The following is a 24,941-nucleotide window of genomic DNA, read 5'->3' as shown; positions in this document are numbered from 1 at the left end:
TGACCGGTACTAATAGGCCGAGGGCTTGTCCTCAGTTGCTCGCGTCCACTGTGTTGGTTCTGAAACCACGAACAACCCCATGCCAGGTCACGGTGTGGTGCGGTTGATTGTTTCATAGTGTTTCGGTGGTCATAGCGTGAGGGAAACGCCCGGTTACATTCCGAACCCGGAAGCTAAGCCTTACAGCGCCGATGGTACTGCAGGGGGGACCCTGTGGGAGAGTAGGACACCGCCGAACTCCTTTTAGAGCTCTGGCTCTTGGGCAACAGCCCAAGAGCCAGAGCTTTTTTGTGTTGAGGTAGGGTCAGGGAGCATCGTAGGCACTTTTTCCCAGGAGGCCCCCGGGTGGAGGTCCAGGAGACCCGTGTCCAGACGGACCGGGTCCTCACCATCCCCAACATCCTCAGCATGGCGAGGCTCGTCGGCGTACCGCTGTTCCTGTGGTTGATCCTCAGGCCGGAGTTCGGCGGCCCCAAGAGTGATGGCTGGGCCTTGCTGGTCCTGGCGCTGAGCGGCATCAGCGACTATCTGGACGGCAAACTCGCGCGGCGCTGGAACCAGATCAGCAACCTCGGCCGGCTTCTCGACCCCGCCGCCGACCGGCTCTACGTCCTTTCCACGCTCGTCGGGCTGACCTGGCGCGAGATTCTGCCGGTCTGGCTGACCGCCGCGCTGCTCGCCCGGGAATTGATGTTGCTGGTGGCGGTCGCGGTCCTCAGGCGCCACGGCTACCCGCCGCCGCAGGTGAACTTCCTGGGGAAGGCAGCGACGTTCAACTTGATGTACGCCTTCCCGCTGCTTCTCCTCAGTGACGGAAGCGGATGGATCTCGTCACTCGCTGCTATTTTCGGATGGGCGTTCGCCGGATGGGGTACAACCCTCTATTGGTGGGCAGGAGTCCTCTACGTGGTGCAAGTCCGCCGTCTTGTCCGTGCGGACGCCATGGCCGACTGAGCTCGCCAATTCGGGCAGCCGCGGTGGCTCCGATGGCCCGCTTCGGAAAAGTGCGGGACAATCAGGACGGGTGAAGTCGGCTAGATCGTCATCTCTTGGAGGAGGACGCTTCCGACATGAAGGCCGTCGTGATGGCCGGAGGCGAAGGCACACGCCTTCGCCCGATGACCTCGAGCATGCCCAAGCCGCTCCTGCCGGTGGCCAACCGGCCGATCATGGAGCACGTTCTGCGGCTGCTCAAAAGGCATGGGCTGAATGAGACCGTCGTCACAGTCCAGTTCCTGGCTTCGCTGGTCAAGAACTACTTCGGTGACGGTGAAGAGCTCGGCATGGAGCTCACCTATGCCAATGAGGAGAAGCCACTCGGTACCGCGGGAAGCGTCAAGAACGCCGAGGAGGCGTTGAAGGACGACGCCTTCCTCGTCATCTCCGGCGATGCGCTGACCGACTTCGATCTCACCGACCTGATCCGGTTCCACAAGGAAAAGGGCGCGATGGTGACCGTGTGTCTTACACGCGTTCCCAACCCCCTGGAATTCGGCATCACCATCGTCGACGAAGAGGGCAAGGTCGAGCGCTTCCTGGAGAAGCCGACCTGGGGCCAGGTCTTCTCCGACACCGTGAACACGGGCATCTATGTGATGGAGCCCGAGGTCTTCAACTACGTGGAGGCCGATGTCCCGGTCGACTGGTCCGGTGATGTCTTCCCGCAGCTGATGAAGGAAGGCAAGCCCATCTACGGCTATATCGCCGAGGGCTACTGGGAGGACGTGGGCACCCACGAGAGCTATGTGAAGGCCCAGGCCGACGTCCTCGAAGGCAAGGTGGACGTCGACATCGACGGCTTCGAGATCTCGCCGGGCGTCTGGGTCGCGGAAGGCGCCGAGGTACATCCCGACGCGGAGCTGCGCGGTCCGCTGTACATCGGCGACTACGCGAAGGTGGAGGCCGGCGCGGAGATCCGCGAGCACACCGTCGTCGGGTCGAACGTCGTCGTCAAGAGCGGCGCCTTCCTGCACAAGGCCGTCGTGCACGACAACGTGTACATAGGGCAGCACAGCAACCTGCGCGGCTGTGTCGTGGGCAAGAACACCGACATCATGCGGGCCGCGCGGATCGAGGACGGCGCGGTCATCGGCGACGAGTGCCTGATCGGCGAAGAATCGATCGTGCAGGGCAATGTGCGGGTCTATCCGTTCAAGACCATCGAGGCGGGCGCCTTCGTCAACACCTCGGTCATCTGGGAGTCGCGGGGCCAGGCGCATCTCTTCGGCGCCCGTGGCGTCTCCGGCATCCTGAACGTGGAGATCACCCCGGAACTCGCCGTACGGCTCGCCGGAGCGTATGCGACGACCTTGAAGAAGGGTTCCACGGTCACCACGGCCCGTGACCACTCCCGCGGTGCGCGTGCCCTGAAGCGGGCCGTCATCTCCGCGCTCCAGGCCAGCGCCATCGACGTACGGGACCTGGAGAACGTACCGCTGCCCGTGGCCCGGCAGCAGACCGCGCGCGGCAGCGCCGGCGGCATCATGATCCGTACGTCGCCCGGGGTGCCGGACTCGGTCGACATCATGTTCTTCGACGGTCAGGGTGCCGACCTGTCGCAGGGCAGCCAGCGCAAGCTGGACCGGGTCTTCGCGCGGCAGGAGTACCGGCGGGCGTTCCCCGGCGAGATCGGCGACCTGTACTTCCCCTCCAGCGTCTTCGACTCGTACACCGGTTCGCTGCTGCGCAACGTCGACACGACCGGGATCGCCGAGGCGGGCCTCAAGGTGGTCGTGGACGCCTCCAACGGCAGTGCCGGCCTGGTCCTGCCGAGCCTGCTCGGCAAGCTCGGGGTGGACTCGCTGACCATCAACCCCGGCCTGGACGAGTCCCGGCCGACGGAGACCGAGGAGATGCGCCGGGCCGGCCTGGTGCGGCTCGGCGAGATCGTGGCGTCCTCCGGGGCCGCGTTCGGTGTGCGGTTCGACCCGGTGGGCGAGCGGCTGTCGCTCGTCGACGAGAAGGGCCGGATCATCGAGGACGACCGGGCACTGCTGGTCATGCTGGACCTCGTCGCCGCCGAGCGGCGCAGCGGCCGGGTGGCGCTGCCGGTCACCACGACCCGTATCGCCGAGCAGGTCGCCGCGTACCACGGGACGCAGGTGGAGTGGACGACCACGTCGCCGGACGACCTCACCCGGGTCGGCGGTGAGGAGGGGACGATCTTCGGCGGTGACGGCAAGGGCGGATTCATCGTCCCGGAGTTCAGCAGCGTCTACGACGGCACGGCCGCCTTCGTACGGCTCATCGGTCTGGTGGCGCGCACGCAGCTGACCCTCAGCCAGATCGACGCGCGGATCCCGCGGGCCCATGTCCTCAGGCGGGATCTGGCCACGCCGTGGGCCGTCAAGGGCCTGGTCATGCGGCGGGTCGTCGAGGCGGCCGGGGAGCGCTTCGTGGACACGACGGACGGGGTGCGGGTCGTGGAGACCGACGGCCGCTGGGTGATGGTGCTGCCCGACCCGGCCGAGGCGGTCACCCATCTGTGGGCCGAGGGGCCCGACGACGCCTCCGCGCAGGCCCTGCTCGACGAGTGGTCGGCGGTCGTCGACAGCGCCGGACGGTAGACCGGCCGCCGGTGCCCGCCCAGCGCGGGCACCGGTCCCGCCGGACGCCCTGCACGCGCGCGCGTGCAGGGCAGGTGCCCCTGGGGAGCGTGCCCGGCACGCCGGTGGGGGCCGTTCGGAGGTATCGCCCCAGGCGTGCGACGATGTGCGGCATGCCGCAGCGACCCCCCATTCGGAGCACACCCCCGCGGCCCTCCCGTCCTGATGCCTCCATGTCGTTGATCACCAACGTCATGGACCACAGCCTCGACGACGGTTACGCCGAGGCCGCCGCACGGAAGAAGTCCGCCGGTGAGGGCGGGCTGCCCAAGACGCTCCGCGCGCGGCTGGGACTGGCCGCCGGTCTGGTGCTCGCGGCGCTCGTCGTCACCGTGGGAGCGGCACAGGCGCGCGTGGCGGCGCCCGTGGTCGCCAAGGAGCGCCAGGAGCTGATCGACCGCATCGACCGCGAGACGGCGGCGGCGGACAAGCTGGAGGACAGCGTCGACCAGCTCCGCGACGACGTCGAGGCGCGCCAGCGGCAGGCACTCAGCCACAGCGGCGGCAACGCGCAGGCGGACCTGGCCGGGATCCTGGCGGGCGCCACCGAGGTGCACGGCCCCGGGGTGAAACTCGTCGTGAACGACGCGAAGGAAGCCGGTTCGGGGGGCTCCGGCAATCCGCGGGAGTCGTCCGGATTCTCGGACACCGGCCGGGTGCGCGACCGGGACATGCAGCGCGTCGTCAACGGGCTGTGGCAGTCGGGGGCGGAGGCCGTCTCCGTCAACGGGCAGCGGCTGACCGCCCTGTCCGCGATCCGCGCGGCGGGTGACGCCATACTGGTCGACAACAGGCCGCTGGTGCCGCCGTACACGGTGCTCGCGGTGGGGGACGGGCAGCGGCTGAGCAGCAGGTTCCAGGACAGCCCGGACGGGCTGTATCTGAACGCGCTCCAGGACAACTACGGCATCCGGACCGCCATCTCCGTGGAGAGCGACCTCCGGCTGCCCGCGGCACCGAGTGTGATCGTACGCACCGCGCGGCCGACCGCAGAGCAGACCAAGACTGGGAAGGGCACATCGTGATCGCCGTACTGGGCCTCATCGTGGGAGTGGTGGCCGGCCTGTTGGTCCGGCCCGAGGTTCCGGCGGTCGTCGAGCCGTACCTGCCGATCGCCGTGGTGGCGGCGCTGGACGCCGTCTTCGGCGGACTGCGGGCCATGCTGGACGGCATCTTCGACGACAAGGTCTTCGTGGTGTCGTTCCTGTCGAACGTGGTCGTGGCCGCGCTGATCGTGTTCCTGGGCGACAAGCTGGGCGTGGGTGCCCAGTTGTCCACGGGTGTCGTGGTCGTTCTCGGCATCCGGATCTTCTCCAACGCCGCGGCCATCCGGCGTCACGTCTTCCGGGCGTGAGCGCGATGAACGACCGGGACGAGGCGCCGGAGAACCGGCTGCGCAAGGAACTGCCCGCTGAGGTGCCCGCCCAGGCGCCCGGCGCCGAGCCGGACGACGGAGCGCCGGTGCCCTCGCTCACCGGGCGGCAGCGGCTGGCGCAGGGACTGTGGCCGCCGCGGTTCACCCGGGCCCAACTCGTCGTCGCCGTACTGCTGTTCGGGCTGGGCTTCGGGCTCGCCATCCAGGTCGCGTCCAACAGCGACAGCGACAACGCCCTGCGCGGCGCCCGGCAAGAAGATCTTGTACGCATCCTCGATGAACTGGACGACCGTACTCAGCGTCTTGAGGACGAGAAGCAGGGTCTCGACAAGCAGCGCCAGGAGCTGGAGAACAGCTCCGACCAGGCCGAGGAGGCCCGCAAGCAGACCGAGGAGAAGGAACGGCAACTGGGCATCCTGGCGGGCACGGTGGCCGCGCAGGGACCCGGCATCACGATGACCATCGAGGACACGAAGGGGACGGTCCGGGCCGACATGCTGCTCGACGCGATACAGGAGCTGCGCGCCGCCGGTGCGGAGGCCATCGAGGTCAACGGCGTGCGCGTGGTGGCGGGCACCTATCTGACGGACTCCGGCAAGAGCGTGGACGTCGACGGGAACAAGATCAATACGCCGTTTCGTTTCCAGGTCATCGGCAAGCCGCAGGACCTGGAGCCGGCGCTCAACATCCCCGGAGGTGTGGTGCAGACCCTGGAGAAGGAGCAGGCCACCGTGTCCGTCGAGCGTTCGGACAAGATCGTCGTGGACGCCTTGCGAGCAGCGAAGCTGCCTGACTACGCTCGGTCGTCCTCGCAGTGAACCGGGGGTGCATGGCCGTCGTCCGGCAGGGGCATGAGGTTGCGGGGGGTCGGCGCACCGATTGGGTGGTGCGTGGTGGAAACTGTCTGGTGGATACGGACGTTGTGAGGATGTCCGGGTCGACCGGTGTACGACGTCAGGGTTCGTCCTGCCCCACGGGCGGGTCTGTTTCGGTCAAGGGGAATCGCCCGTGAAGTTGTTTGCGAAGTTGTTCGGCAAGAGCGCGCGAGAGGGCGGCGAGAACGCGACCGCCCGCCATCGCGCACAGCCCGGCGCGGCGGAGGGCCAGCGCCCGCTGTTCAGGGACCAGGTCGCCGGTCAGGGCGGTGACTTTTCCGGCGGCCACGGCGCGCCGTCGGTTGACCCTGCCCAGGCCGGCGGCATAGGTTTCGGCCAACCGTCAACCTCAGGTGCGGGTGGAGGGTTTGCCGCCGACCCGTACGTGTCCCATTCCCCGGCGGGGCAGCCGCGGCAGGAGGATCCGTCCATGTCGGCCCTGGTGTGTACGAGGTGCGGTAACCGCAATGCGGAGAACAGCCGCTTCTGTTCCAACTGCGGCGCGCCGCTGAGGCCCGGGGTGGTGCCGGAGCGTGCGTCGGAGACGACGTCCACGATCTCCATCTCCGGTCTGGAGGCCTACGACGCGGAGGCCACCGGCCAGACGCCGATGCTCTCGCCCGAGGCGCAGGCCGCCGTCGACGCGCTGCCGCTCGGCTCCGCCCTGCTGGTGGTGCGCCGCGGCCCGAACTCGGGCAGTCGTTTCCTCCTGGACGGCGAGCTGACCACGGCCGGCCGCCATCCGCAGAGCGACATCTTCCTCGACGACGTGACGGTCTCGCGTCGCCATGTGGAGTTCCGCCGCGTCCAGGACGGCTCGTTCAAGGTGGCCGACGTCGGCAGCCTGAACGGCACGTATGTGAACCGGGAGCGGATCGACGAGGTCCCGTTGTCCAACGGCGACGAGGTGCAGATCGGCAAGTACCGGCTGGTCTTCTACTCGAGCCGGCAGGGCTACTGACCTCCCCGGACGCCGTCCGGGGAACCCAGGGAAGGTCCATGCTTCATACACCGAGCGGTGGTGCCGGGCACGGCACCACCGCCGCGGACAGTGGGCTGATGAGCATCGGCACGGTGCTGAACGCGCTGCGCGAGGAGTTCCCCGAGGTCACCATCTCCAAGATCCGCTTCCTGGAGGCGGAGGGCCTGGTGGAGCCCCGGCGCACTCCCTCGGGGTACCGCAAGTTCAGCGCGGACGACGTCGAGCGCCTCGCCCGGGTCCTGCGGATGCAGCGGGACCACTACCTGCCGCTGAAGGTGATCCGCGAGTATCTGGACGCGGTGGAGCGGGGCGAGGCGGTGCAGTTGCCGGTGCTCGGCCGGCAGCGCGGCGGCGAGGCGGTCCCGAGGCGGACCGAGGCACCGGCGGCGGCCCGGATCGGCCGGGCCGGCCTGCTGGCCGCCGCGGAGATCGAGGAGCGGGACCTCCAGGAGTGGGAGTCCTACGGGCTCGTCACCCCACTGGAGGACGGCAGCTACGACGCCGAGACCGTCACCGTCGCCTCGCTCATCCGTGAGCTGGGGCGCTTCGGCATCGAACCCCGTCATCTGCGGGTCATGAAGGCCGCGGCGGACCGGGAGGCCGGGCTCGTCGACCAGGTGGTGGCCCCGCTCAGACGGCACCGCAACCCGCAGACCAGGGTGCACGCCGAGGACCGTACGAAGGAGCTGGCCGCGCTCACGGTCAGGCTGCACTCGGCGCTGGTGCAGACCGCGCTCGGGGTGCGGCTGCCCTGAGGGTCCCGGGCGGCCGTCCGGCGGCCGGATCGGCCTTCCGTTCCCGGCCCGACTACCCAAACGTCCCGGGCACGGCCTAGGGTTGCTGTGTGAACGAGCTCGATGTCGTAGGTGTCCGGGTCGAAATGCCCTCCAACCAACCGATCGTGCTCCTGCGTGAAGTGGGAGGCGACCGCTACCTCCCCATCTGGATCGGACCCGGGGAGGCGACGGCGATCGCCTTCGCGCAGCAGGGCATGGCCCCCGCGCGTCCGCTGACCCACGATCTGTTCAAGGACGTGCTGGAAGCCGTGGGCCAGGAGCTGACGGAAGTACGCATCACGGATCTGCGCGAGGGTGTCTTCTACGCCGAGCTGGTCTTCGCCAGCGGAGTGGAGGTGAGTGCCCGCCCGTCCGACGCCATAGCGCTCGCGCTGCGCACCGGTACGCCGATCTACGGCAGCGACACGGTGCTCGACGACGCGGGCATCGCGATCCCGGACGAGCAGGAGGACGAGGTGGAGAAGTTCCGCGAGTTCCTCGACCAGATCTCGCCGGAGGACTTCGGCACCAGCAGCCAGTGAGAACACCCGCATATGCCGACGGCCGGCCAGGGTGCCCTTGAGCCCCTCACGAGGGCATTCGGCTAGCCTTTCCCCGCGGTGGGGCACGGGAAACCACTCTTAGGGTGATTATCACTCGGCGTGCCGAGTGTGGCGATCGTTGACGCACCCGTGGTGACTGCCTACCGTCGAGGAGGCAGGTCAAGGACGGAGGTCGGCGTGAGCAGCAGCGGCGACGGTACGGCTGGGGGTGCCCCCGGGATCGACGTCGGGGGAAGCGGTCCGTACCGGCTTCACGACAGCGCGGCCGACCAGGCTCCGCAGCGGCCGGCGGCCGTGCCGAGCGGCAAAGGGGCGGCGTCCATGGCGTCCGAGGAAATCGGCTACCGGGGCCCGACGGCCTGTGCGGCGGCCGGCATCACCTACCGGCAACTGGACTACTGGGCCCGCACCGGTCTGGTCGAACCGAGCGTGCGCCCGGCTCACGGGTCCGGCACCCAGCGGCTCTACAGCTTCCGCGACGTCGTCGTCCTGAAGATCGTCAAGAGGTTCCTGGACACCGGTGTCTCGTTGCAGAACATCCGGACCGCCGTGCAGCACCTGCGTCGGCAGGGGTTCAGCGACCTGGAGCGCATGACGCTGATGAGCGACGGCGCGACGGTCTACGAGTGCACCTCGCCCGACGAGGTGCACGCTCTGCTCCAGGGCGGCCAGGGCATCTTCGGCATCGCCGTCGGAGTGGTGTGGCGCGATGTGGAGAGCGCTCTGTCGCAGCTGCACGGCGAGCGTGTCGACACCGGTGAGACCCTGGTGGGCCACAACCCCGGGGACGAGCTGGCCAGGCGCCGCAACCGGGCGGTCTGACCGCCCGCCGGCCCGCTCGGCGGCGGGCCGGATCCCGGCCGCGGACGGCCGCCTGAGCGCGCGTCGTGCGCCGCGCCGGGCGCATTGTCAGTGGCGTGGTGCAGCATCGGAGATGTGAGAAGCGCGCCGACGATCCTGCATCTCGACATGGATGCCTTCTTCGCCCAGGCGGAGCAGGCGTCCAAGCCGAGCCTGCGCGGGAAGGCGGTCGTGGTGGGCGGCCTCGGCCCGCGCGGTGTGGTGGCCACCGCGTCGTACGAGGCGCGGGTCTTCGGCGTCCACTCCGCGATGCCGATGGCCCAGGCGCGCCGCCTGGCGCCGAACGCCGCGTATCTGGTGCCGCGCTTCGGCTTCTACCGGTCGATCAGCGAGCAGGTGATGGGGCTGCTGCGGGCGCTGTCCCCGCTGGTGGAGCCGCTGAGCCTGGACGAGGCGTTCGTGGACCTGGAGGCCGGGGGAGCGGCCTCGGACGAGGAATCCGCCCGGCTGGCGGGGGCGCGGCTGCGGGCCGACATCCGGGCCGTCACGGGGCTGACGGGCTCGGTCGGCCTGGCCGCCTCCAAGATGCTCGCCAAGATCGCCTCCGAGCGGGCCAAGCCGGACGGTCTCGTGCTCATCGAACCGGGCACGGAGCGCGCCCTCCTCGGCCCCCTGTCGGTGCGGACCCTGCCGGGCGTGGGACCGGCCACGGGGGACCATCTGCGCCGGGCCGGGATCCACACCGTCGACGAGCTCGCCGAGGCGGGCGAGGACGAGCTGGTGCGGCTGCTGGGCAAGGCGCACGGGCACGCGCTGTACGCGATGGCGCTGGCCCACGACGAGCGGCCGGTGGTCGCCGAGCGGGAGACGAAGTCGGTGTCGGTGGAGGACACCTACGACATCGACATCCACGACCGGCTGCGGGTGGGCCTGGAGGTGCAGCGGCTGGCCGACCGCTGTGTGGGGCGGCTGCGCGGGGCCGGGCTGTCGGGCCGGACCATCGTGCTCAAGGTGCGGCGGTACGACTTCTCCACGCTGACCCGGTCGGAGACGCTGCGCGGGCCCACCGACGACCAGGCGGTGGTGCGGGAGGCCGCCGCCCGGCTGCTGGACTCGGTGGACACCACCGGCGGGGTGCGGCTGCTCGGAGTGGGCGTGTCCGGGCTCGCCGACTACACCCAGGAGGACCTGTTCGCCCAGGCGGCCGGAGAGGCGGCGGAGCACCCCGCTGAGGAGCCCGTGGACGAACCGGCACCGGAACCGGCGGAGCCCGCCGAGCGGCACTGGTCCGCGGGGCACGACGTGCGGCACACCGAGCACGGACACGGCTGGGTGCAGGGCAGCGGCGTCGGCAGGGTCACGGTCCGCTTCGAGACACCGCAGTCGGCGCCGGGGCGGATCAGGACCTTCCGCGTCGACGACCCGGCTCTGGAACCGGCGGATCCGCTGCCGCTGGTACGGCGAAGACCGGCGGAGGCGACGGAATCGGCGGACCCGGCGGGCACCGCGGGCGTCCCCGGGGGTGGGACCGCGCTGGGCGTCGGATGAGTACGCGTACGAGTGCGGCGCGGGAAGGGAGAGGACAGGGCAGGGCTGGCCAGAGCAGAGAACAGAGAACAGAGGGCAGAGAACAGGGGAGTGCGGGAGGAGGTCCGTGGGCCGGGCTGCCTCAGGGCTCCTCCGTGCCGGAGCCCGCCAGCTTGCCGAAGTCGCGGTCCGGGGGAGCGACCGGAGGTGTCACATCGAGGCCGTAGTGGTGGTAGAGCTGGAGTTCCTGCTCCGGGGAGAGGTGGCGGCCGACGCCGAAGTCCGGCGCCTCCTTGATCAGGGTCCGCTCGAAGGGGACGCGCAGGGCGCCCTCGACCAGTTCGCTGGGCTCCAGGGGCACGAAGGCGTCCCGGGAGAACAGGCCGGTGCGTATGGCCGCCCACTCGGGCACACCGGTCGCGTCGTCGAGGTACACCTCGTCCACCGTGCCGATCTTGTGGCCGTTGCGGTCGAACGCCTTGCGGCCGATCAGGTTGCGCGGATCGATCTCGGTCAGCACGGTCCCTCCACAGGGTCGCAACTCATCCGTAAGCACTACAAAAGAGCACATTCGGCGGGGCGGCCACTCGAAGGCTCGGGCTCCCGGCCCGCTGGTACCCTGGCAGCGGCTGCTGACCCCGTGCGGGAGAGTCCTCCAGCAACACCGGAGGCGCCGAAGGAGCAAATCCTCCCCGGAATCTCTCAGGCCCACGTACCGCACGGACGAGGTCACTCTGGAAAGCAGAGCGGATGTCGACGGCGTCCGCTCTCACCGACGGTGAAAGCCGGGCGTCCACGGACGACCCGGTGAAGCTCTCAGGTTGAGATGACAGAGGGGGAGGCCGTCGGGACACCCGCGCCGTGGTGTCCCTCGAAGGTCGCGTCAGACCAGGAGGCCTCCGCAATGACCGCCCAGCGCATTCCGCTCTCCGAGCTCGAACAGGGCATCCCCTTCGAGCAGCGCCACATCGGGCCCGACCAGGAGGCGCGGGCCAAGATGCTCGCGCAGGTCGGCTACGGCTCGCTCGACGAACTCACCGCCGCCGCCGTGCCGGACGTGATCAAGAACGCCGACACCCTGGACCTGCCGGGCGCCCGCACCGAGGCCGAGGTGCTGGCCGAGCTGCGCTCCCTCGCCGACCGCAACCAGGTCCTCGGCTCGATGATCGGACTCGGCTACTACGGGACGTTCACCCCGCCGGTCATCCTGCGCAACGTCATGGAGAACCCGTCCTGGTACACGGCGTACACCCCGTACCAGCCGGAGATCTCGCAGGGCCGCCTGGAGGCGCTGCTGAACTTCCAGACCGTGGTCGCCGACCTCACCGGCCTGCCGACCTCCGGCGCCTCCCTGCTCGACGAGGGCACCGCCGCCGCCGAGGCGCTGGCGCTGTCCCGGCGCATGGGCAAGAACAAGAAGGGCCTCTTCCTGGTCGACGCGGACACGCTGCCGCAAACCATCGCCGTCATCGAGACCCGCGCCGAGCCAGCCGGTGTCGAGGTCGTCGTCGCCGACCTGAGCGACGGCATCCCCGCCGCGCTCGCCGAGCGCGACATCAACGGCGTCCTCCTCCAGTACCCCGGCGCCTCCGGTGCCGTCCGCGACCTCAAGCCCGTCATCGACCAGGCGCACGCGCTGGGCGCGCTGGTCACCGTCGCCGCCGACCTGCTCGCCCTCACCCTGCTGAAGTCGCCCGGCGAGCTGGGCGCGGACATCGCCGTGGGCACCACGCAGCGCTTCGGCGTGCCGATGGGCTTCGGCGGACCGCACGCCGGTTACATGGCGGTGCGCGAGCAGTTCGCCCGCAGCCTGCCCGGCCGTCTGGTCGGCGTCTCCGTGGACGCCGACGGCAACAAGGCGTACCGCCTCGCCCTCCAGACCCGCGAGCAGCACATCCGCCGCGAGAAGGCCACCAGCAACATCTGCACCGCGCAGGTGCTGCTCGCCGTCATGGCCGGCATGTACGCCGTCTACCACGGGCCCGAGGGCCTGAAGGACATAGCGCTGCGCACCCACCGCTACGCCGCCGTCCTCGCCGAGGGCCTGAAGGCGGGCGGCGCCACCGTCGTCCATGGGTCGTACTTCGACACGCTGACGGTCCGCGCCGAGGGCCGCGCCGCCGAGATCGTCGCCGCCGCGCGCGAGGGCGGCGTGAACCTCCGCCTCGTCGACGCCGACCACGTCTCGATCGCCTGCGACGAGACCACCACGCGCGCCCAGCTGCGGACCGTGTGGTCCGCCTTCGGCGCCACCGGCGACATCGACGCGCTGGACGCCGCCGCCGGCCAGATCCTGTCCCAGGACCTGCTGCGCACCGACGCCTACCTCACCCACCCCGTCTTCAGCCAGCACCGCTCCGAGACGGCGATGCTGCGCTATCTGCGCAAGCTCGCCGACCGCGACTACGCGCTGGACCGGGGCATGATCCCGCTGGGCTCCTGCACCATGAAGCTCAACGCGACCACCGAGATGGAGCCGGTCACCTGGCCCGAGTTCGGCCAGCTGCACCCCTTCGTCCCCGCCGAGCAGGCGCAGGGCTACCTCACCCTCATCCGCGAGCTGGAGGACCGGCTCGCCGAGGTCACCGGCTACGACAAGGTCTCCCTCCAGCCGAACGCCGGATCGCAGGGCGAGCTGGCCGGTCTGCTCGCCGTGCGCGGCTACCACCGGGCCAACGGCGACGAGCAGCGCACCGTCTGCCTCATCCCGTCCTCCGCGCACGGCACCAACGCCGCCAGCGCGGTGATGGCCGGGATGAAGGTCGTCGTGGTGAAGACCGCCGAGGACGGCGAGGTCGACGTCGACGACCTGCGGGCCAAGATCGAGCAGCACCGTGAGCAGCTCGCCGTACTGATGATCACCTACCCGTCCACGCACGGTGTGTTCGAGGAGCACGTCGCCGACATCTGCGCCCAGGTCCACGAGGCCGGCGGCCAGGTCTACGTCGACGGCGCCAACCTCAACGCCCTGGTCGGCCTCGCCAAGCCGGGCCACTTCGGCGGCGACGTCTCGCACCTGAACCTGCACAAGACGTTCTGCATCCCGCACGGCGGCGGCGGCCCCGGCGTCGGCCCGGTCGCCGTACGCGCGCACCTCGCGCCGTACCTGCCCAACCACCCGCTCCAGCCCGCCGCGGGCCCGGAGACGGGCGTGGGACCGGTCTCCGCCGCGCCCTGGGGCTCGGCGGGCATCCTGCCCATCTCCTGGGCGTACGTCCGGCTGATGGGCGGCGAGGGACTCAAGCGCGCCACGCAGGTGGCCGTGCTGTCCGCCAACTACATCGCCAAGCGCCTGGAGCCGCACTTCCCGGTGCTCTACACGGGCCCCGGCGGTCTGGTCGCCCACGAGTGCATCATCGACCTGCGTCCGCTGACCAAGGCGACCGGTGTCAGCGTGGACGACGTCGCCAAGCGGCTGATCGACTACGGCTTCCACGCGCCGACGATGTCGTTCCCGGTGGCCGGGACGCTGATGATCGAGCCGACCGAGTCCGAGGACCTGGCCGAGCTGGACCGGTTCTGCGACACGATGATCGCGATCCGGGCCGAGATCGACAAGGTCGGCTCGGGTGCCTGGCCCGCCGACGACAACCCGCTGGGCAACGCCCCGCACACCGCCGCCGCGCTCGGCGGGGAGTGGGAGCACGCCTACAGCCGCGAGGAGGCCGTCTTCCCGGCCGGTGTCTCCACGGCCGACAAGTACTGGCCGCCGGTGCGCCGGATCGACCAGGCGTTCGGCGACCGCAACCTGGTCTGCTCCTGCCCGCCGCTGGACGCGTACGAGGACTGAGCGGACGGTACGTCCACGAGGGGCCCCGCCCCCCGGTCCGCAGTGGCCGGGGGGGGGCGGGGCCCCTCGTGTGTGCGGGCCGCGCTCGGGTCAGGCCGGGTAGCCGTGGGTCTGGGCCGCCTTGACGGCCGCCCAGACTCCGGCGCCCGGCTCCAGCCCGAGTTCGGCGGCGGCGACCGTCGTCAGATCGGCGGCGAGGGCGAGGTCGCCGGTGAGGTCGGCGCGGATCCGGTCGCCGTGCGTCTCCAGACCAGCGACCTCGCAGCGCCACAGATTGCGCGCGCTGGTGTCGGCGGGACGCTCCCGGTGGAGGGTGACCGCGCCCGGCGGGAAGGCGACGAAGGCCGGTCCGGTGAGCTTCTCGGTGGTGGTGAGGGCGGTACCGGACTCCAGCCGCACCAGGTGCCCCTCGGCGCGCCCGCGGTACAGGTTCAGACCGACGAGCTGCGCGATGTAGTCGGTGCGCGGCCGGCGGGCGATCTCCGAGGGGGTGCCCTCCTGCACCACCCGGCCGTGCTCGACGACCACGAGCCGGTCGGCCAGCACCATCGCGTCCAGCGGGTCGTGCGTGACCAGCACGGCCACCGCCTCGAACTCGGCGAGGTGCCGGCGGAGCTGGGCGCGCACCTCCAGCCGGGTGCGGGCGTCCAGGGCGGCGAGCGGCTCGTCCAGGAGCAGCAGCCGGGGCCGGGTGGCCAGTGCGCGGGCCACGGCCACCCGCTGGGCCTGGCCCCCGGAGAGCCGGCGCGGCTTGGCCCCGGCGTGATCGGCCAGGCCCATGCGCGCCAGCCACTCGGCGGCCTGCGCGCGGGCCTCGGCCCTGGTCGCGCCCTGGCAGCGCGGGCCGAAGGCCACGTTGTCCAGGGCGGACAGATGCGGGAAGAGCAGATAGTCCTGGAAGACGACCCCGACCGGGCGCTTCTCCGGCGGTGTGCGCTCCAGCTCGGCGCCGTCCAGGCGCAGCCGCCCGCCGGTGAGCGGGACCAGTCCGGCCAGGGCGCGCAGGGCGGTGGTCTTCCCGGCGCCGTTCGGGCCGAGCAGCGCGACGACCTCGCCGGGCGCGGCGGTCAGGGGCACGTCGAGCCGGAAGCCGCCCCGGTCGACGACGAGGTGGGCGTCGAGTCCGGTGTCGGGCCCGTCGGCTGCGCGGACCCGGTGCGCGGTCTCGTCGATGTCGGTCATGAGGCGATCGTCCAGGATGCGGGGCCGTCCGGGGGAGGGGAGGGCGAGGGGGAGGAGGGGGAGGGGAGCGGGAGGCGCGGCGCGGCTCGGTTCATGAGGACGCCGTCATCCAACGGTCCCGCAGACCCGCGAGGACCGCGATCGACACGGCCAGCAGCACCAGGCTCAGCGCGATGGCGGCGGCCGGGTCGTCCTGGAGCGCCAGGTAGACGGCCAGCGGCATGGTCTGCGTACGGCCCGGGAAGTTCCCGGCGAAGGTGATCGTGGCGCCGAACTCGCCGAGCGCCCGCGCCCACGCCAGCACCGCGCCCGCCGCGATGCCGGGCGCGATCAGCGGCAGGGTGACCCGGCGGAACGCGGTGAAGCGGGAGGCGCCGAGGGTGGTGGCCGCCTCCTCGTAGCGCGGGTCGGCGGCGCGCAGCGTGCCCTCGACGCTGATGACGAGGAACGGCATGGCCACGAACGCCTCCGCGACCACCACACCGGCCGTGGTGAAGGGCAGCGTGATCCCGAACCAGGAGTCGAGCCACTGCCCGACCACGCCGTTGCGCCCGAGCGCCAGCAGCAGCGCCACACCGCCCACCACCGGCGGCAGCACCAGCGGCAGCGTCACCAGGGCCCGGACGAGGCCGCGGCCGGGGAAGTCGGTGCGGGCCAGCAGCCAGGCCAGCGGGACGCCCAGCACCAGGCTCACGGCGGTCGCGGCGGTGGCGCTGACCAGCGAGAGCTGGAGCGCCTGCCAGACCTCGGTGCTGGTCAGCTGGTCCGGCAGACTGCGCCAGGGCGCGCGGATCAGCAGGGCGAGCAGCGGCAGCAGCAGGAAGGCGAGGCCCACCAGGGCGGGCAGCAGCAGCGGCAGCGGCACGCCCCGGACGGCACGCCGGCGCCGTGCCCCGCCTCTGCGGGTCACGGCGCCGGCCTTGTCGGTCACGGTCACGGCTTGAGGAAGCCGGCCTCGGACAGCACCTTCTGGCCCTCGGCCGAGGTGACCAGCTCGATGAACGCCTTGGCGCCCGCGGCGTTGGGGGCGTTCTTCAGCGGGGCGATCGGGTAGTCGTTGACGGCCTTGGCCGACTCGGGGAACTCCACGCCCTCCACCTTGTCACCGGCCGCGTGCACATCGGTCTTGTAGACGACGGCCGCGTCGGCCTCCTTCAGCTCCACCTTGGTCAGGGCGCTCTTGACGTCCTGCTCGTAGGAGACCGGGGTGAGCTTGAGGTCGCTGGCGGTGAGCGCCTTCTGGGCGGCGGCGCCGCACGGCACCGTCTTGTCGCACAGGACCACCTTCAGACCGGACTTGGTGAGGTCCTTCAGGGAGGCGATCTTGTCCGGGTTGCCGGGCAGGGTGGCGATCTCCAGCTGGTTGCGGACGAAGGTGACGGGCGCGGCGCCCTCGTCCTTCTTGTCCGTCACGATCTTCATCGTCTTGGCGCTGGCGGCGGCGAACACGTCGGCCGGGGCGCCGCTGGTGATGCTCGCGGCCAGGGTGTCGCTGCCGCCGAAGTTGAAGGCCACCTTGGTGCCCGGGTGCTGCTGCTCGAACTCCTTGCCGAGCGTCGTGAAGCTCTCCTTCAGGGACGCGGCGGCGAAGACCGTCACGGTGCCGGACAGCTTCGGCGCGGAGGACGCCGAGGAGCCGCCGGAGGGCGCGTCGGAGGACGAGGACGAGTCGGAGGAGGAGCAGGCGCTGAGGGCCAGCAGGGCCACGGCTCCCGCACCGGCCACCTGTAGGGTCCGGGTCCGGCGCACGGAACGGGTCATCACGGATCTACTCCTCTGGTCGTGCACGAAAAAGAAGGTTGTCGCGCCCTGGCACGGCCGTGCGGGGCCGTGCCGCGATGATACTGCCGCAAGTGCGAGGCATAAGTCTCCTGTTGCTTCGCATGAGCTGGTGCTTCCGTATCCCAGGGTTGCATGTGCGTTTGTACGGTGTCGCCCCGCGGGTACGGACCTGCCGGAGGTGGTGGCCGTGCCGCTCGCCGAACTCGTCCTGACCGGTGACCTCACCCGACCGGTGCGTCTGACCGTGCCGGACCTGCTGGGCTGGCCCCAGCACCGGGCCCGGGTCAGCTTCGACTGCGCAACCAGCGGGGTGCGGCGCCACCGCTTCGCCGGGCCCCGGCTGTACGACGTGCTGGCGGACGCCGGGCCCGGTTTCGACCCGGCGCGGCGCAAGGACCGGCTGCGGTTCCTGATCGACGTCGCGGGCGCGGACGGGCACCGCACGCTGCTGTCCTGGGCGGAGATCGATCCGGACTTCGGGGCGGCGCCGGTGCTGCTCGCGGTGGCCCTGGACGACGTACCGCTGGACGGCGACGGACCGCAGCTGGTGCTTCCGCAGGACCGTTGCGGGGCGCGCTATGTCAGCGGCATCCGGGCGATCCGGGTGGACGGCGGATACGGTGCGGGCGCCGCGGCGGCCTGAGCGGCGGCCGGGGGGCCGGTCCCGCCTGCGGTCAGGTCCGGTCGATGTGCACGTTCGTCGACTTCACCCGGGCGGTGGCCTCCATGCCGACCTCCAGGCCGAGTTCCTCCACGGCCTCCCGGGTCAGCAGCGAGACCAGGCGGTGCGGGCCGGCCTGGATCTCGACCTGCGCGGCGACGTCGCCGAGCTTGATGGCGGTGACGATGCCGGGGAAGGCGTTGCGGACCGAGGTGTAGGAGGGGTCCTCCTCGCCGCCGCCGGACTTGGCCAGTTCCACCGAGAAGGCGGCGAGGTCCCGCCCGTCGATGAGCCGCCGTCCGCCCTCGTCGCGGTGGGTGGTGACCCGGCCCGCGTCCGCCCAGCGGCGGGCGGTGTCCGGGCTGACGCCGAGCAGACGGGCGGCCTGGCCGATGGTGTAGGACTGCATGCCGGTCACGATAGGGCCCCGGCCGGGTGCGGCGGACGCAGGGGCGGCGGCGAGTGCCGGGGTGTGCTCATCCGGTGTGGACGCGGGGGCGCCGGGCCGGGTCCGGTTCGGCCTCGCGCAGCACCTCGCGGGTGACCGGGGCGACCTCGCCCTGCCCGAAGAGGAAGAAGCGCAGGAAGTTGTGGAAGGGGTTGCCCTCGGTCCACTCGAAGTAGATGTGCGGGGTGCGGCCGGTCATGTCGCGGATGCGCAGGAGCAGCGCGGCCAGCGCGTTGGGGACGGAGGCGGACTCCAGGGCCAGGACGCGGTAGCGGCCGTGCAGGACCTCGCCGCGCACCTTCAGGCCCGACTCGAACTCGGACGGGTCGGTCACCGTGACCTCCGCGAAGACGAAGTCCTCCGTGTCGGCGATGTCGTTGTCGGAGCGGATCTGCTCGATCTTGTCGCGGTACTCGGCCTTGTCGCGGCGGTCGGGCTCGTTGGCGATGATCCGGATCTTGCGGCTGGCGATATCTCTGATGAAACGTTCCGCCATCGGGTCCAGCGTCACACTGGTCACCCGCAGCTCGAAGGCACGGGCCAGCCGCGACAGCAGCGAGACGAGGATGATCCCGGCGATGAAGCAGGCACCGATCTTCACGCCGTCCGGGCGCTCGATGACGTTGGCCACGGTCGTGTACAGGAACACCGCCGAGATCACCGCGAAGGCGACCGTCCACCCGCGCTGGCCGGCCTTGTGCGCGGCGATGGTCACCGCGATGGCCGCCGAGCTGATCAGCACCAGCACACCGGTCGCGTACGCGCCGCCCTGCTTGTCGACGTTCGCGTCGAAGATCCAGGTGACCAGGAAGGCGATCAGCGTGAACACGAGGACCATCGGGCGCACCGCGCGGGCCCAGTGCGGGGCCATGCCGTAGCGGGGGAGATAGCGCGGCATCAGGTTCAGCAGCCCGGCCATCGCGGAGGCACCCGCGAACCACAGGATGGCGATGGTCGAGACGTCGTAGACCGTGCCGAAGGCGTTCCCGAGGTAGCGGTGCGCCAGATAGGCCAGCGCACGCCCGTTGGCCGCGCCGCCGGGCTTGAACTCCGCCGCGGGGATCAGCAGCGTGGTGATGAAGCTGGTCGCGATGAGGAAGCAGCTCATGATCAGGGCGGCCGTGGTGAGCAGCTTCCTGGTGTCCCGGATCCGGCCGGTCGGCCGCTCCTCGGTGTCACCGGCGTCGCCGCGCACATGCGGCATCACGGCCACCCCCGTCTCGAAGCCGGACAGGCCGAGCGCGAGCTTGGGGAAGACCAGCAGGGCCACCCCGACCATGGCGAAGACGCTGCCGTGCTGGGCGGTCAGGGCGCCCGTCCAGTCGGTGACCAGGTGCCCGGCGGTGACGACGTGCCAGATGCCGGAGACGACCACCACGACGTTCAGCGCCAGATAGATGCCGACCAGGACGACCGCGACCCCGATCGCCTCCAGGAAGCCCTTGAGGAAGACCGCGCCGAGCAGCGCCAGCAGGATCAGTGTGATCAGCATCTGGTGGCTGTGCAGCGCATGCGTCAGATGGGGGTTCTCCACCAGGTGCGTCGAGGCGTCGGCGGCCGACAGGGTGATGGTGATGAGGAAGTCGGTGGCGGCGAACCCGAGCAGGGTCAGCACGAACAGCTTGCCCTGCCAGAACGACAGCAGGCGCTCCAGCATCGCGATGGAACCCTGGCCGTGCGGGCTCTCCTCGGCGACCCTGCGGTACACCGGCAGGGCGCCCGCGAGGGTGACGAGCACCAGGACCAGCGTGGCGACCGGCGAGAGCAGCCCGGCGGCCAGTGCCGCGATGCCCGGCTGGTAGCCGAGGGTGGAGAAGTAGTCGACCCCGGTCAGGCACATGACCCGCCACCAGCGCTGCCCCTCGTGCGGGGGCTCGGGCGCGGCGTGCGGGCCCTGCTGCACGCCCTTGCCCATGTCGGACAGGCCCTCCAGCATCCAGGCGCGCAGCCGGCTGGGAGGGTGCTCGGTGGTGGCCATCGGCCCTGCTCCAAAGGTGCGGCCGAGCCGGACGACGGCTCGGCGTGTGAGTCCGGCCGGCCTGCGGACGGGGCACCAGCGTATGCGGAGCGTGATGTGGGGGCCCATGCGTGATGGGCCAGGCGGGCGTCAATCTTCCGTTAAGAACGGCCCCGTCCCACCTGCGCGAATGCCCCCGGGCGAGGGTCGGCGGGGCGTCCCTGGTCAGGGTTCGAGGCCCGAGATCCGGAACACGGTGCGTGTCGTCTCGCGGTCCACCCGCTCCTCAAGATCACGCAGCGCGTCCGTCCCGCAGCGCAGCAGGCCGCGCGCCGCCGATGTCCGCGCGTCCTCCGCCAGGTGATACCAGAGGCCGGGGTTGTCCACCAGGATCCGCGGATCGATCTCGATACGGCCGCCGAGGGCGTCCCGCAGGACCAGCCGCCGGGAGACACCGTCCACGAGCCGCACCGACACCAGCAGATCGGTGCGCACCCGGCGGTGGCGCAGCGGCGTCCGGGAGGCGAGCCAGCCCTCGCCCGCGCTCACCCGGGGCGGACAGAGCACGCCGAGGAGCAGCAGCGCGAGCGTGAGCCAGAGCAGTCCGCGCCACCAGGTCAGCGCACCCGTGCCCGCGTCGATCAGCAGCAGCAGACCGAGCAGCGCCGCCGCGCAGCGCAGCGCGGTGTGCAGTTCCCGCGCCCAGTGGCGGTCGCCCGCCGGTGGCGCTGACCGCCGCGCGGGTGCGCCGACGCCCCGCTGGGTCTCGTGGCCGTACCTCATGACCTCCACGCTAGGACCCCGCACGCGCCGGGCCGCACCCCTTGACGCGGCCCTGACGTGCGCCCGGCCGTTCTTGACGCCGCGCAGGCGGACCGGTCGCGGCGGGGGCCCGGGTGCGCCGCCCGGGTGCGCCAGCCGCGGCCCCCTGGGAGCCGGCGCCGCGCAATCAGGTCCTCTCCTACGGTCTCCTACGGGGGTACGGACCCGTCCCCTCCGGTGCACCGGCCACGGTGACCTGGTTGCGGGCGCCGGCAGCGGTACCCGGAGTGCCGTACGGCGGCCGGGGGCGACAGCGGCGCGGGCCGGGCAGCGCGGGGTTCGACTGGTTCGGGGGGCCGCCCGTGGTGAGGCGCGCGCGAGGGCCGGGCCGCACACGCCTGTGCGGCCCGGCCCTCGTGGTGTGTGGGCGCTCTGTTCGACGCAGCCGCCCGGCGTGCTCAGGCCGCGGTCATCACCCGGTCGGTGCCCAGCGGGCGGTGCGGGGCGATGATCTGCCCGTCCGGCAGCAGCTCACCGGTGTCCTCGAAGAGGAGCACGCCGTTGCACAGCAGGCTCCAGCCCTGCTCCGGGTGGTGCGCCACGAGACGGGCGGACTCCCGGTCGGCGGAGTCGGCTGACGGACACGGTGTCTGGTGCTGGCACATGGGTGGGATCTCTCGCTGTGTCGTGTGGTCCGGGATGGCTGTCGTCTGCGTCCTGCGGCTGTCGGCATCGGCCATGGCCGCCCCCCGTTTGATGAGTCGGACTGAAACCAGTGTTGCCCCGCGGACGTGATTCCGCAGGAATTTCGCGGCACCGTCTCTCACAGATTCAAGACGCATCACCCGCGCGAGCGGTTCACCTCCACCGCGGGGTCCCTTCGGATGGTTCGAGGGGGCCGGATGGGGCTAGTCCGGTCGGACCAGGCGGGAAAGGAGGGAAGGGGGCGGCGGACCTTCGAGGGCCCTGTGCGGGCCCCGCGACGGATCTACGACGACACCGGCGGCGGCCCCTCAGGCGGGGGAGCCCAGGAGCCGTACCGGAGTCACCCGATGGGCGAGGACCGGCAGCAGGTCGGCCACCCGGTGCGGCACATGGGCCGGGACCCCGGGCGGGGCGGGCGTCAGCGGGACGAGGAGATCGGTGGCGGCCGGGTGGCCGGCGGAGCCGTCGTCGGACAGGTCGCCGTGCAGCCACAGCGTGAGCATGTACAGGCTGGGCATCGACAACAGGCGCGGCTGGTAGGGCTGCGGCAGGGTCTCCGCCTGGCGCAGGGCGCGCTCGGTCGAGGCGACGTAGGGGCCCTCGAAGAAGTGCGAGAAGGCCCAGCCGTCCGGGGTCAGCCGGGTCTCCGCGGCGGCCACCGCGTGATCGCCGCAGCGGACCAGGAAGCGCCACCCGGCCAGCCGGGTCGCGGAGATCCCCGCCGGGGTGATCCGGTCGAGGACGTGCACGGGCAGCGGGAGTTCCGGGGTCGCGGGGGCCTGCGCGGCATGGAGGGCGGGGATCCGTGCCTCGCGGACCGCGGTGGGGGAACCGAGGGCGGTGAGGACGGAACGGAGTGCGGGCGCGGGAGCCGGGGGGACGTGCAGCGGCATGGTGGGTCGCCTCTCATTCGACAGGCACGGTGGCGCGAGGGCGGGGCGGGGGCGGACGGCGCTGTCAGCTCTCGGGGCAGGGTGGCGTAGCCGGGGTTTCCGGTGAACGGGGTGACGGAGCGCGGCCTGCCGCTTGACCCTGACGACGGGTCCAGGGTCATGGACGCCGACCTTCTGCCGTGGTGCCGAGTTTATACGACACATGTTCTGGTGTTGTTTCGTCTACCTGTTTCCGGCAGGGGCGACAAGGGTTCATTCGGCCGGTGATATGCGGGAATCATCCCGATTCTGTGCGGACCGGGCCGCGATGACCTCGGGTGATGCCGATACGGTGGACGGCTCGTTGTCGTCGGCGTTTTTCACGACTTCTCGGGGGCACCCGGGACAGCCGGGTGTGCCAGGCGTTGCATGCCGCGTGAATGTGCCTCCGGACACAGGGGACAAGCGTAGTCGGTACCGGGCCGCGATGGGACGTTATCGATCGCGTTGGCGGGGCATCATCCCACCTGACCAGGACCAAGGCGGCCGGATCGGTGGGCCCGCCCGAGCGAGGAAGGACGCTGCGATGGGGGAGAAGGTCGTGGCAGGCCAGTTCGACCTGTCCGATCGCAACCGCTACCGCGACAAGCTCAGGCGATGCCTGAAGGGGCTGGAGCGGTTGCTGGAGGAGAAGCGGTTCGACCGCGCCAAGAACCTCGTGGGGCTGGAGATCGAATTGAATCTCGTCGGCTCCGACGGGATGCCGAAAATGCTGAATGCGCAAGTACTGGAGCGCATCGCGAGCCGGGACTTCCAGACGGAACTCGCGATGTTCAACCTGGAAGTCAACATCGCTCCGCACCGGCTGGGCGGCCGGGTATTCGACCGCCTCGCGGAGGAACTGACGACATCGTTGGCATATGCCGACCGGAAAGCCGGGGAGGTGGACGCCTCGATTGCGATGATCGGCATCCTGCCGACCCTCGACCGGGACGACCTGGTCTCCTCCAACCTCTCCGACGTCGACCGCTACGCCCTGCTCAACGACCAGATCGTCGCCGCCCGCGGCGAGGACTTCACCCTGGACATCGACGGGGTGGAACACCTCGTCTGCACCTCGAAGTCCATCGTCCCGGAGGCCGCCTGCACGTCCGTGCAGCTCCACCTCCAGGTCACCCCCGGACGGTTCGCGGACGTGTGGAACGCCGCGCAGGCGGCCAGCGCCGCGCAGATCGCCGTGGGCGCCAACTCCCCGTTCCTGTTCGGGCGCGAGCTGTGGCGCGAGTCGCGCCCGCCCCTGTTCCAGCAGTCCACCGACACCCGCCCGCCCGAGCTCCAGGCGCAGGGGGTCCGCCCGCGCACCTGGTTCGGCGAGCGCTGGGTCACCTCGGCGTACGACCTGTTCGAGGAGAACCTGCGCTACTACCCGGCGCTGCTGCCGATCTGCGACGACGAGGACCCCCTCGACGTGCTCGACGCCGGGGGTGTCCCGAAACTCGCCGAGCTGGTCCTGCACAACGGCACCGTCTACCGCTGGAACCGCCCCGTCTACGACGTCGCGGACGGGGTGCCGCACCTGCGCGTGGAGAACCGCGTCCTGCCCGCCGGACCGACCGTCACGGACGTGGTCGCCAACGCCGTCTTCTACTACGGGCTGGTGCGGGCCCTCGCCGAGGAGTCGCGGCCGGTGTGGACCCGGCTGCCCTTCGAGGCGGCGGCGGCCAACTTCGACGCGGCGTGCAGGCACGGCATCGACGCCCGGTTCACCTGGCCGCGGCGCGGCCGCGCCGCGGGGACGGCCGAGACCGACGCCGTCACTCTCGTACGCGACGAGCTGCTGCCGCTCGCCGCGGCCGGGCTGGACTCCTGGGGCGTGGAGCCGGCGGACCGGGACCGCTACCTCGGTGTGATCGAGGAGCGCTGCCGGCGCCGGACCAACGGTGCCCGCTGGCAGGCCGACACCTACCACCGGGCCCGCAAGGAGCAGGGACTGGACCGGGAGGCGGCGCTGGCGGCCACGACCCGGCGCTACTGCGAGCTGATGCGGCTGGGTGAGCCGGTGCACACCTGGCCGGTGGGCCTTCCGGAGCCGGTGCCCCTGGGCTGAACCGCCGGGGCGGACCGCGTCCGCGGGGACCGTCGGGTGCCCCGGCCGGAGGGTGTGCCCCGCGCCGGAGGGGTGGGTTCCCGGCCCCCGCCGGAGGGTGTGCCCCCGGCCGGGGGCACCGCGCCGCGCGGGCACCCGGCGGGGGGCGGCCGTGCCGGGAGGGAGCGGATC

The 24,941-nt window shown here is 71.2% G+C and carries 22 protein-coding genes, 1 rRNA gene and 1 riboswitch; of the genes, 14 read left to right on the top strand and 9 right to left on the bottom strand.

The annotated features are described in order from the left end of the window. The first annotated feature begins 121 nt into the window (after positions 1-121). The 11 genes from rrf (at position 122) to B086_RS0135495 (ending at position 10,525) form a co-directional block, all read left to right on the top strand. A 5S ribosomal RNA gene (gene rrf, locus B086_RS0135545) occupies positions 122-238 on the top strand. A 107-nt stretch (positions 239-345) separates the two neighbouring features. Further along, positions 346-954: a CDP-alcohol phosphatidyltransferase family protein gene (locus B086_RS0135540; protein ID WP_018571207.1), complete on the top strand. Its 609-nt coding sequence runs from the start codon at positions 346-348 to the stop codon at positions 952-954. 116 nt (positions 955-1,070) lie between these two features. After that, positions 1,071-3,566, top strand: a complete 2,496-nt coding sequence (locus B086_RS0135535) for a mannose-1-phosphate guanyltransferase (RefSeq protein WP_018571206.1) — start codon at positions 1,071-1,073, stop codon at positions 3,564-3,566. Between the two features lie 143 nt (positions 3,567-3,709). Further along, positions 3,710-4,630 carry a DUF881 domain-containing protein gene (locus tag B086_RS0135530; RefSeq protein ID WP_086024365.1) on the top strand — a complete coding sequence of 307 codons (921 nt, stop codon included), beginning with the start codon at positions 3,710-3,712 and terminating at the stop codon, positions 4,628-4,630. Then, entirely contained in the window at positions 4,627-4,959 is a 333-nt protein-coding gene (locus B086_RS0135525; protein WP_006134295.1) for a small basic family protein, read from the top strand. Before B086_RS0135530 ends, B086_RS0135525 begins: the two co-directional genes overlap by 4 nt. Before the next feature lie 5 nt (positions 4,960-4,964). After that, positions 4,965-5,798 carry a DUF881 domain-containing protein gene (locus tag B086_RS0135520; protein WP_018571204.1) on the top strand — a complete coding sequence of 278 codons (834 nt, stop codon included), beginning with the start codon at positions 4,965-4,967 and terminating at the stop codon, positions 5,796-5,798. Between the two features lie 61 nt (positions 5,799-5,859). Next, positions 5,860-6,816, top strand: a complete 957-nt coding sequence (locus B086_RS43440) for an FHA domain-containing protein (RefSeq protein ID WP_078531292.1) — start codon at positions 5,860-5,862, stop codon at positions 6,814-6,816. Between the two features lie 38 nt (positions 6,817-6,854). Continuing rightward, positions 6,855-7,592 (top strand): MerR family transcriptional regulator, encoded by a 738-nt coding sequence (locus B086_RS0135510; RefSeq protein WP_026253113.1) that lies wholly within the window; start codon positions 6,855-6,857, stop codon positions 7,590-7,592. 89 nt (positions 7,593-7,681) lie between these two features. Next, positions 7,682-8,155: a bifunctional nuclease family protein gene (locus B086_RS0135505; RefSeq protein ID WP_026253112.1), complete on the top strand. Its 474-nt coding sequence runs from the start codon at positions 7,682-7,684 to the stop codon at positions 8,153-8,155. Between the two features lie 198 nt (positions 8,156-8,353). Further along, positions 8,354-8,998, top strand: coding sequence for a MerR family transcriptional regulator (locus tag B086_RS0135500; RefSeq protein ID WP_078510169.1), 645 nt, complete (start codon positions 8,354-8,356; stop codon positions 8,996-8,998). Positions 8,999-9,112: 114 nt separating this feature from the next. Further along, the gene (locus tag B086_RS0135495) at positions 9,113-10,525 is read left to right on the top strand and encodes a DNA polymerase IV (RefSeq protein ID WP_078531291.1); all 1,413 of its coding nucleotides are present in this window, start codon (positions 9,113-9,115) and stop codon (positions 10,523-10,525) included. A 121-nt stretch (positions 10,526-10,646) separates the two neighbouring features. On the opposite strand, the gene B086_RS0135490 is transcribed toward B086_RS0135495, so the two are convergent. Continuing rightward, positions 10,647-11,024 carry a PRC-barrel domain-containing protein gene (locus B086_RS0135490; RefSeq protein WP_018571199.1) on the bottom strand — a complete coding sequence of 126 codons (378 nt, stop codon included), beginning with the start codon at positions 11,022-11,024 and terminating at the stop codon, positions 10,647-10,649. A 113-nt stretch (positions 11,025-11,137) separates the two neighbouring features. After that, positions 11,138-11,232, top strand: a riboswitch (glycine riboswitch). Between the two features lie 176 nt (positions 11,233-11,408). On the opposite strand from B086_RS0135490, the gene gcvP reads away from it, so the two are divergent. After that, complete coding sequence (gcvP, locus tag B086_RS0135485) at positions 11,409-14,294, top strand: aminomethyl-transferring glycine dehydrogenase (RefSeq protein WP_018571198.1); 2,886 nt, start codon at positions 11,409-11,411, stop codon at positions 14,292-14,294. A gap of 90 nt (positions 14,295-14,384) precedes the next feature. Here gcvP and B086_RS0135480 read toward each other — a convergent pair whose 3' ends face one another. The 3 genes from B086_RS0135480 to modA all read right to left on the bottom strand — a co-directional run bounded on the left by B086_RS0135480 (position 14,385) and on the right by modA (position 17,237). Next, a complete protein-coding gene (locus B086_RS0135480; RefSeq protein WP_018571197.1) occupies positions 14,385-15,476 on the bottom strand; it encodes an ABC transporter ATP-binding protein in 1,092 nt (363 codons plus the stop codon). Between the two features lie 91 nt (positions 15,477-15,567). Beyond that, positions 15,568-16,413 carry a molybdate ABC transporter permease subunit gene (gene modB / locus B086_RS0135475; protein ID WP_018571196.1) on the bottom strand — a complete coding sequence of 282 codons (846 nt, stop codon included), beginning with the start codon at positions 16,411-16,413 and terminating at the stop codon, positions 15,568-15,570. Next, complete coding sequence (modA, locus tag B086_RS0135470; protein WP_018571195.1) at positions 16,410-17,237, bottom strand: molybdate ABC transporter substrate-binding protein; 828 nt, start codon at positions 17,235-17,237, stop codon at positions 16,410-16,412. The genes modB and modA overlap by 4 nt, the downstream gene beginning before the upstream one ends. A gap of 199 nt (positions 17,238-17,436) precedes the next feature. Here modA and B086_RS0135465 point away from each other — a divergent pair, with 199 nt between their 5' ends. Next, positions 17,437-17,901 (top strand): molybdopterin-dependent oxidoreductase, encoded by a 465-nt coding sequence (locus B086_RS0135465; RefSeq protein WP_018571194.1) that lies wholly within the window; start codon positions 17,437-17,439, stop codon positions 17,899-17,901. A 31-nt stretch (positions 17,902-17,932) separates the two neighbouring features. Here the strand turns inward: B086_RS0135465 and B086_RS0135460 are convergent, their stop codons facing one another. From B086_RS0135460 to B086_RS0135440, 5 genes are all read right to left on the bottom strand, one after another. Further along, a complete protein-coding gene (locus B086_RS0135460) occupies positions 17,933-18,328 on the bottom strand; it encodes a TOBE domain-containing protein (RefSeq protein WP_018571193.1) in 396 nt (131 codons plus the stop codon). 67 nt (positions 18,329-18,395) lie between these two features. Beyond that, positions 18,396-20,345 carry an APC family permease gene (locus tag B086_RS0135455; protein ID WP_018571192.1) on the bottom strand — a complete coding sequence of 650 codons (1,950 nt, stop codon included), beginning with the start codon at positions 20,343-20,345 and terminating at the stop codon, positions 18,396-18,398. Positions 20,346-20,549: 204 nt separating this feature from the next. Beyond that, positions 20,550-21,107 (bottom strand): hypothetical protein, encoded by a 558-nt coding sequence (locus tag B086_RS0135450; protein ID WP_018571191.1) that lies wholly within the window; start codon positions 21,105-21,107, stop codon positions 20,550-20,552. 437 nt (positions 21,108-21,544) lie between these two features. Next, positions 21,545-21,751, bottom strand: a complete 207-nt coding sequence (locus B086_RS0135445) for a DUF5999 family protein (protein ID WP_026253111.1) — start codon at positions 21,749-21,751, stop codon at positions 21,545-21,547. Between the two features lie 348 nt (positions 21,752-22,099). Continuing rightward, positions 22,100-22,684, bottom strand: a complete 585-nt coding sequence (locus B086_RS0135440; protein WP_018571189.1) for a hypothetical protein — start codon at positions 22,682-22,684, stop codon at positions 22,100-22,102. Positions 22,685-23,249: 565 nt separating this feature from the next. Between B086_RS0135440 and B086_RS0135435 the strand changes: the two genes are divergently transcribed. Next, positions 23,250-24,770, top strand: coding sequence for a glutamate-cysteine ligase family protein (locus B086_RS0135435; RefSeq protein ID WP_018571188.1), 1,521 nt, complete (start codon positions 23,250-23,252; stop codon positions 24,768-24,770). Positions 24,771-24,941 lie beyond the last annotated feature (171 nt).

Source organism: Streptomyces sp. PsTaAH-124, from assembly GCF_000373685.1.
Taxonomy (GTDB): Bacteria; Actinomycetota; Actinomycetes; order Streptomycetales; family Streptomycetaceae; genus Streptomyces; species Streptomyces andamanensis.
The sequence above is the reverse complement of the archived record's forward strand: the minus strand, read 5'-3'. Positions and strand labels throughout refer to the sequence as shown.

Bases quoted from the DNA above. Each gene is read 5' to 3' on its own strand.
- B086_RS0135535 (WP_018571206.1), top strand. From the start codon at position 1,071: ATGAAGGCCGTCGTGATGGCCGGAGGCGAAGGCACACGCCTTCGCCCG.
- B086_RS0135530 (WP_086024365.1), top strand. From the start codon at position 3,710: ATGTGCGGCATGCCGCAGCGACCCCCCATTCGGAGCACACCCCCGCGG.
- B086_RS0135520 (WP_018571204.1), top strand. From the start codon at position 4,965: ATGAACGACCGGGACGAGGCGCCGGAGAACCGGCTGCGCAAGGAACTG.
- B086_RS0135510 (WP_026253113.1), top strand. From the start codon at position 6,855: ATGCTTCATACACCGAGCGGTGGTGCCGGGCACGGCACCACCGCCGCG.
- gcvP (WP_018571198.1), top strand. From the start codon at position 11,409: ATGACCGCCCAGCGCATTCCGCTCTCCGAGCTCGAACAGGGCATCCCC.
- B086_RS0135480 (WP_018571197.1), bottom strand. From the start codon at position 15,476: ATGACCGACATCGACGAGACCGCGCACCGGGTCCGCGCAGCCGACGGG.
- modA (WP_018571195.1), bottom strand. From the start codon at position 17,237: ATGACCCGTTCCGTGCGCCGGACCCGGACCCTACAGGTGGCCGGTGCG.
- B086_RS0135460 (WP_018571193.1), bottom strand. From the start codon at position 18,328: ATGCAGTCCTACACCATCGGCCAGGCCGCCCGTCTGCTCGGCGTCAGC.
- B086_RS0135455 (WP_018571192.1), bottom strand. From the start codon at position 20,345: ATGGCCACCACCGAGCACCCTCCCAGCCGGCTGCGCGCCTGGATGCTG.
- B086_RS0135450 (WP_018571191.1), bottom strand. From the start codon at position 21,107: ATGAGGTACGGCCACGAGACCCAGCGGGGCGTCGGCGCACCCGCGCGG.
- B086_RS0135445 (WP_026253111.1), bottom strand. From the start codon at position 21,751: ATGTGCCAGCACCAGACACCGTGTCCGTCAGCCGACTCCGCCGACCGG.
- B086_RS0135440 (WP_018571189.1), bottom strand. From the start codon at position 22,684: ATGCCGCTGCACGTCCCCCCGGCTCCCGCGCCCGCACTCCGTTCCGTC.
- B086_RS0135435 (WP_018571188.1), top strand. From the start codon at position 23,250: ATGGGGGAGAAGGTCGTGGCAGGCCAGTTCGACCTGTCCGATCGCAAC.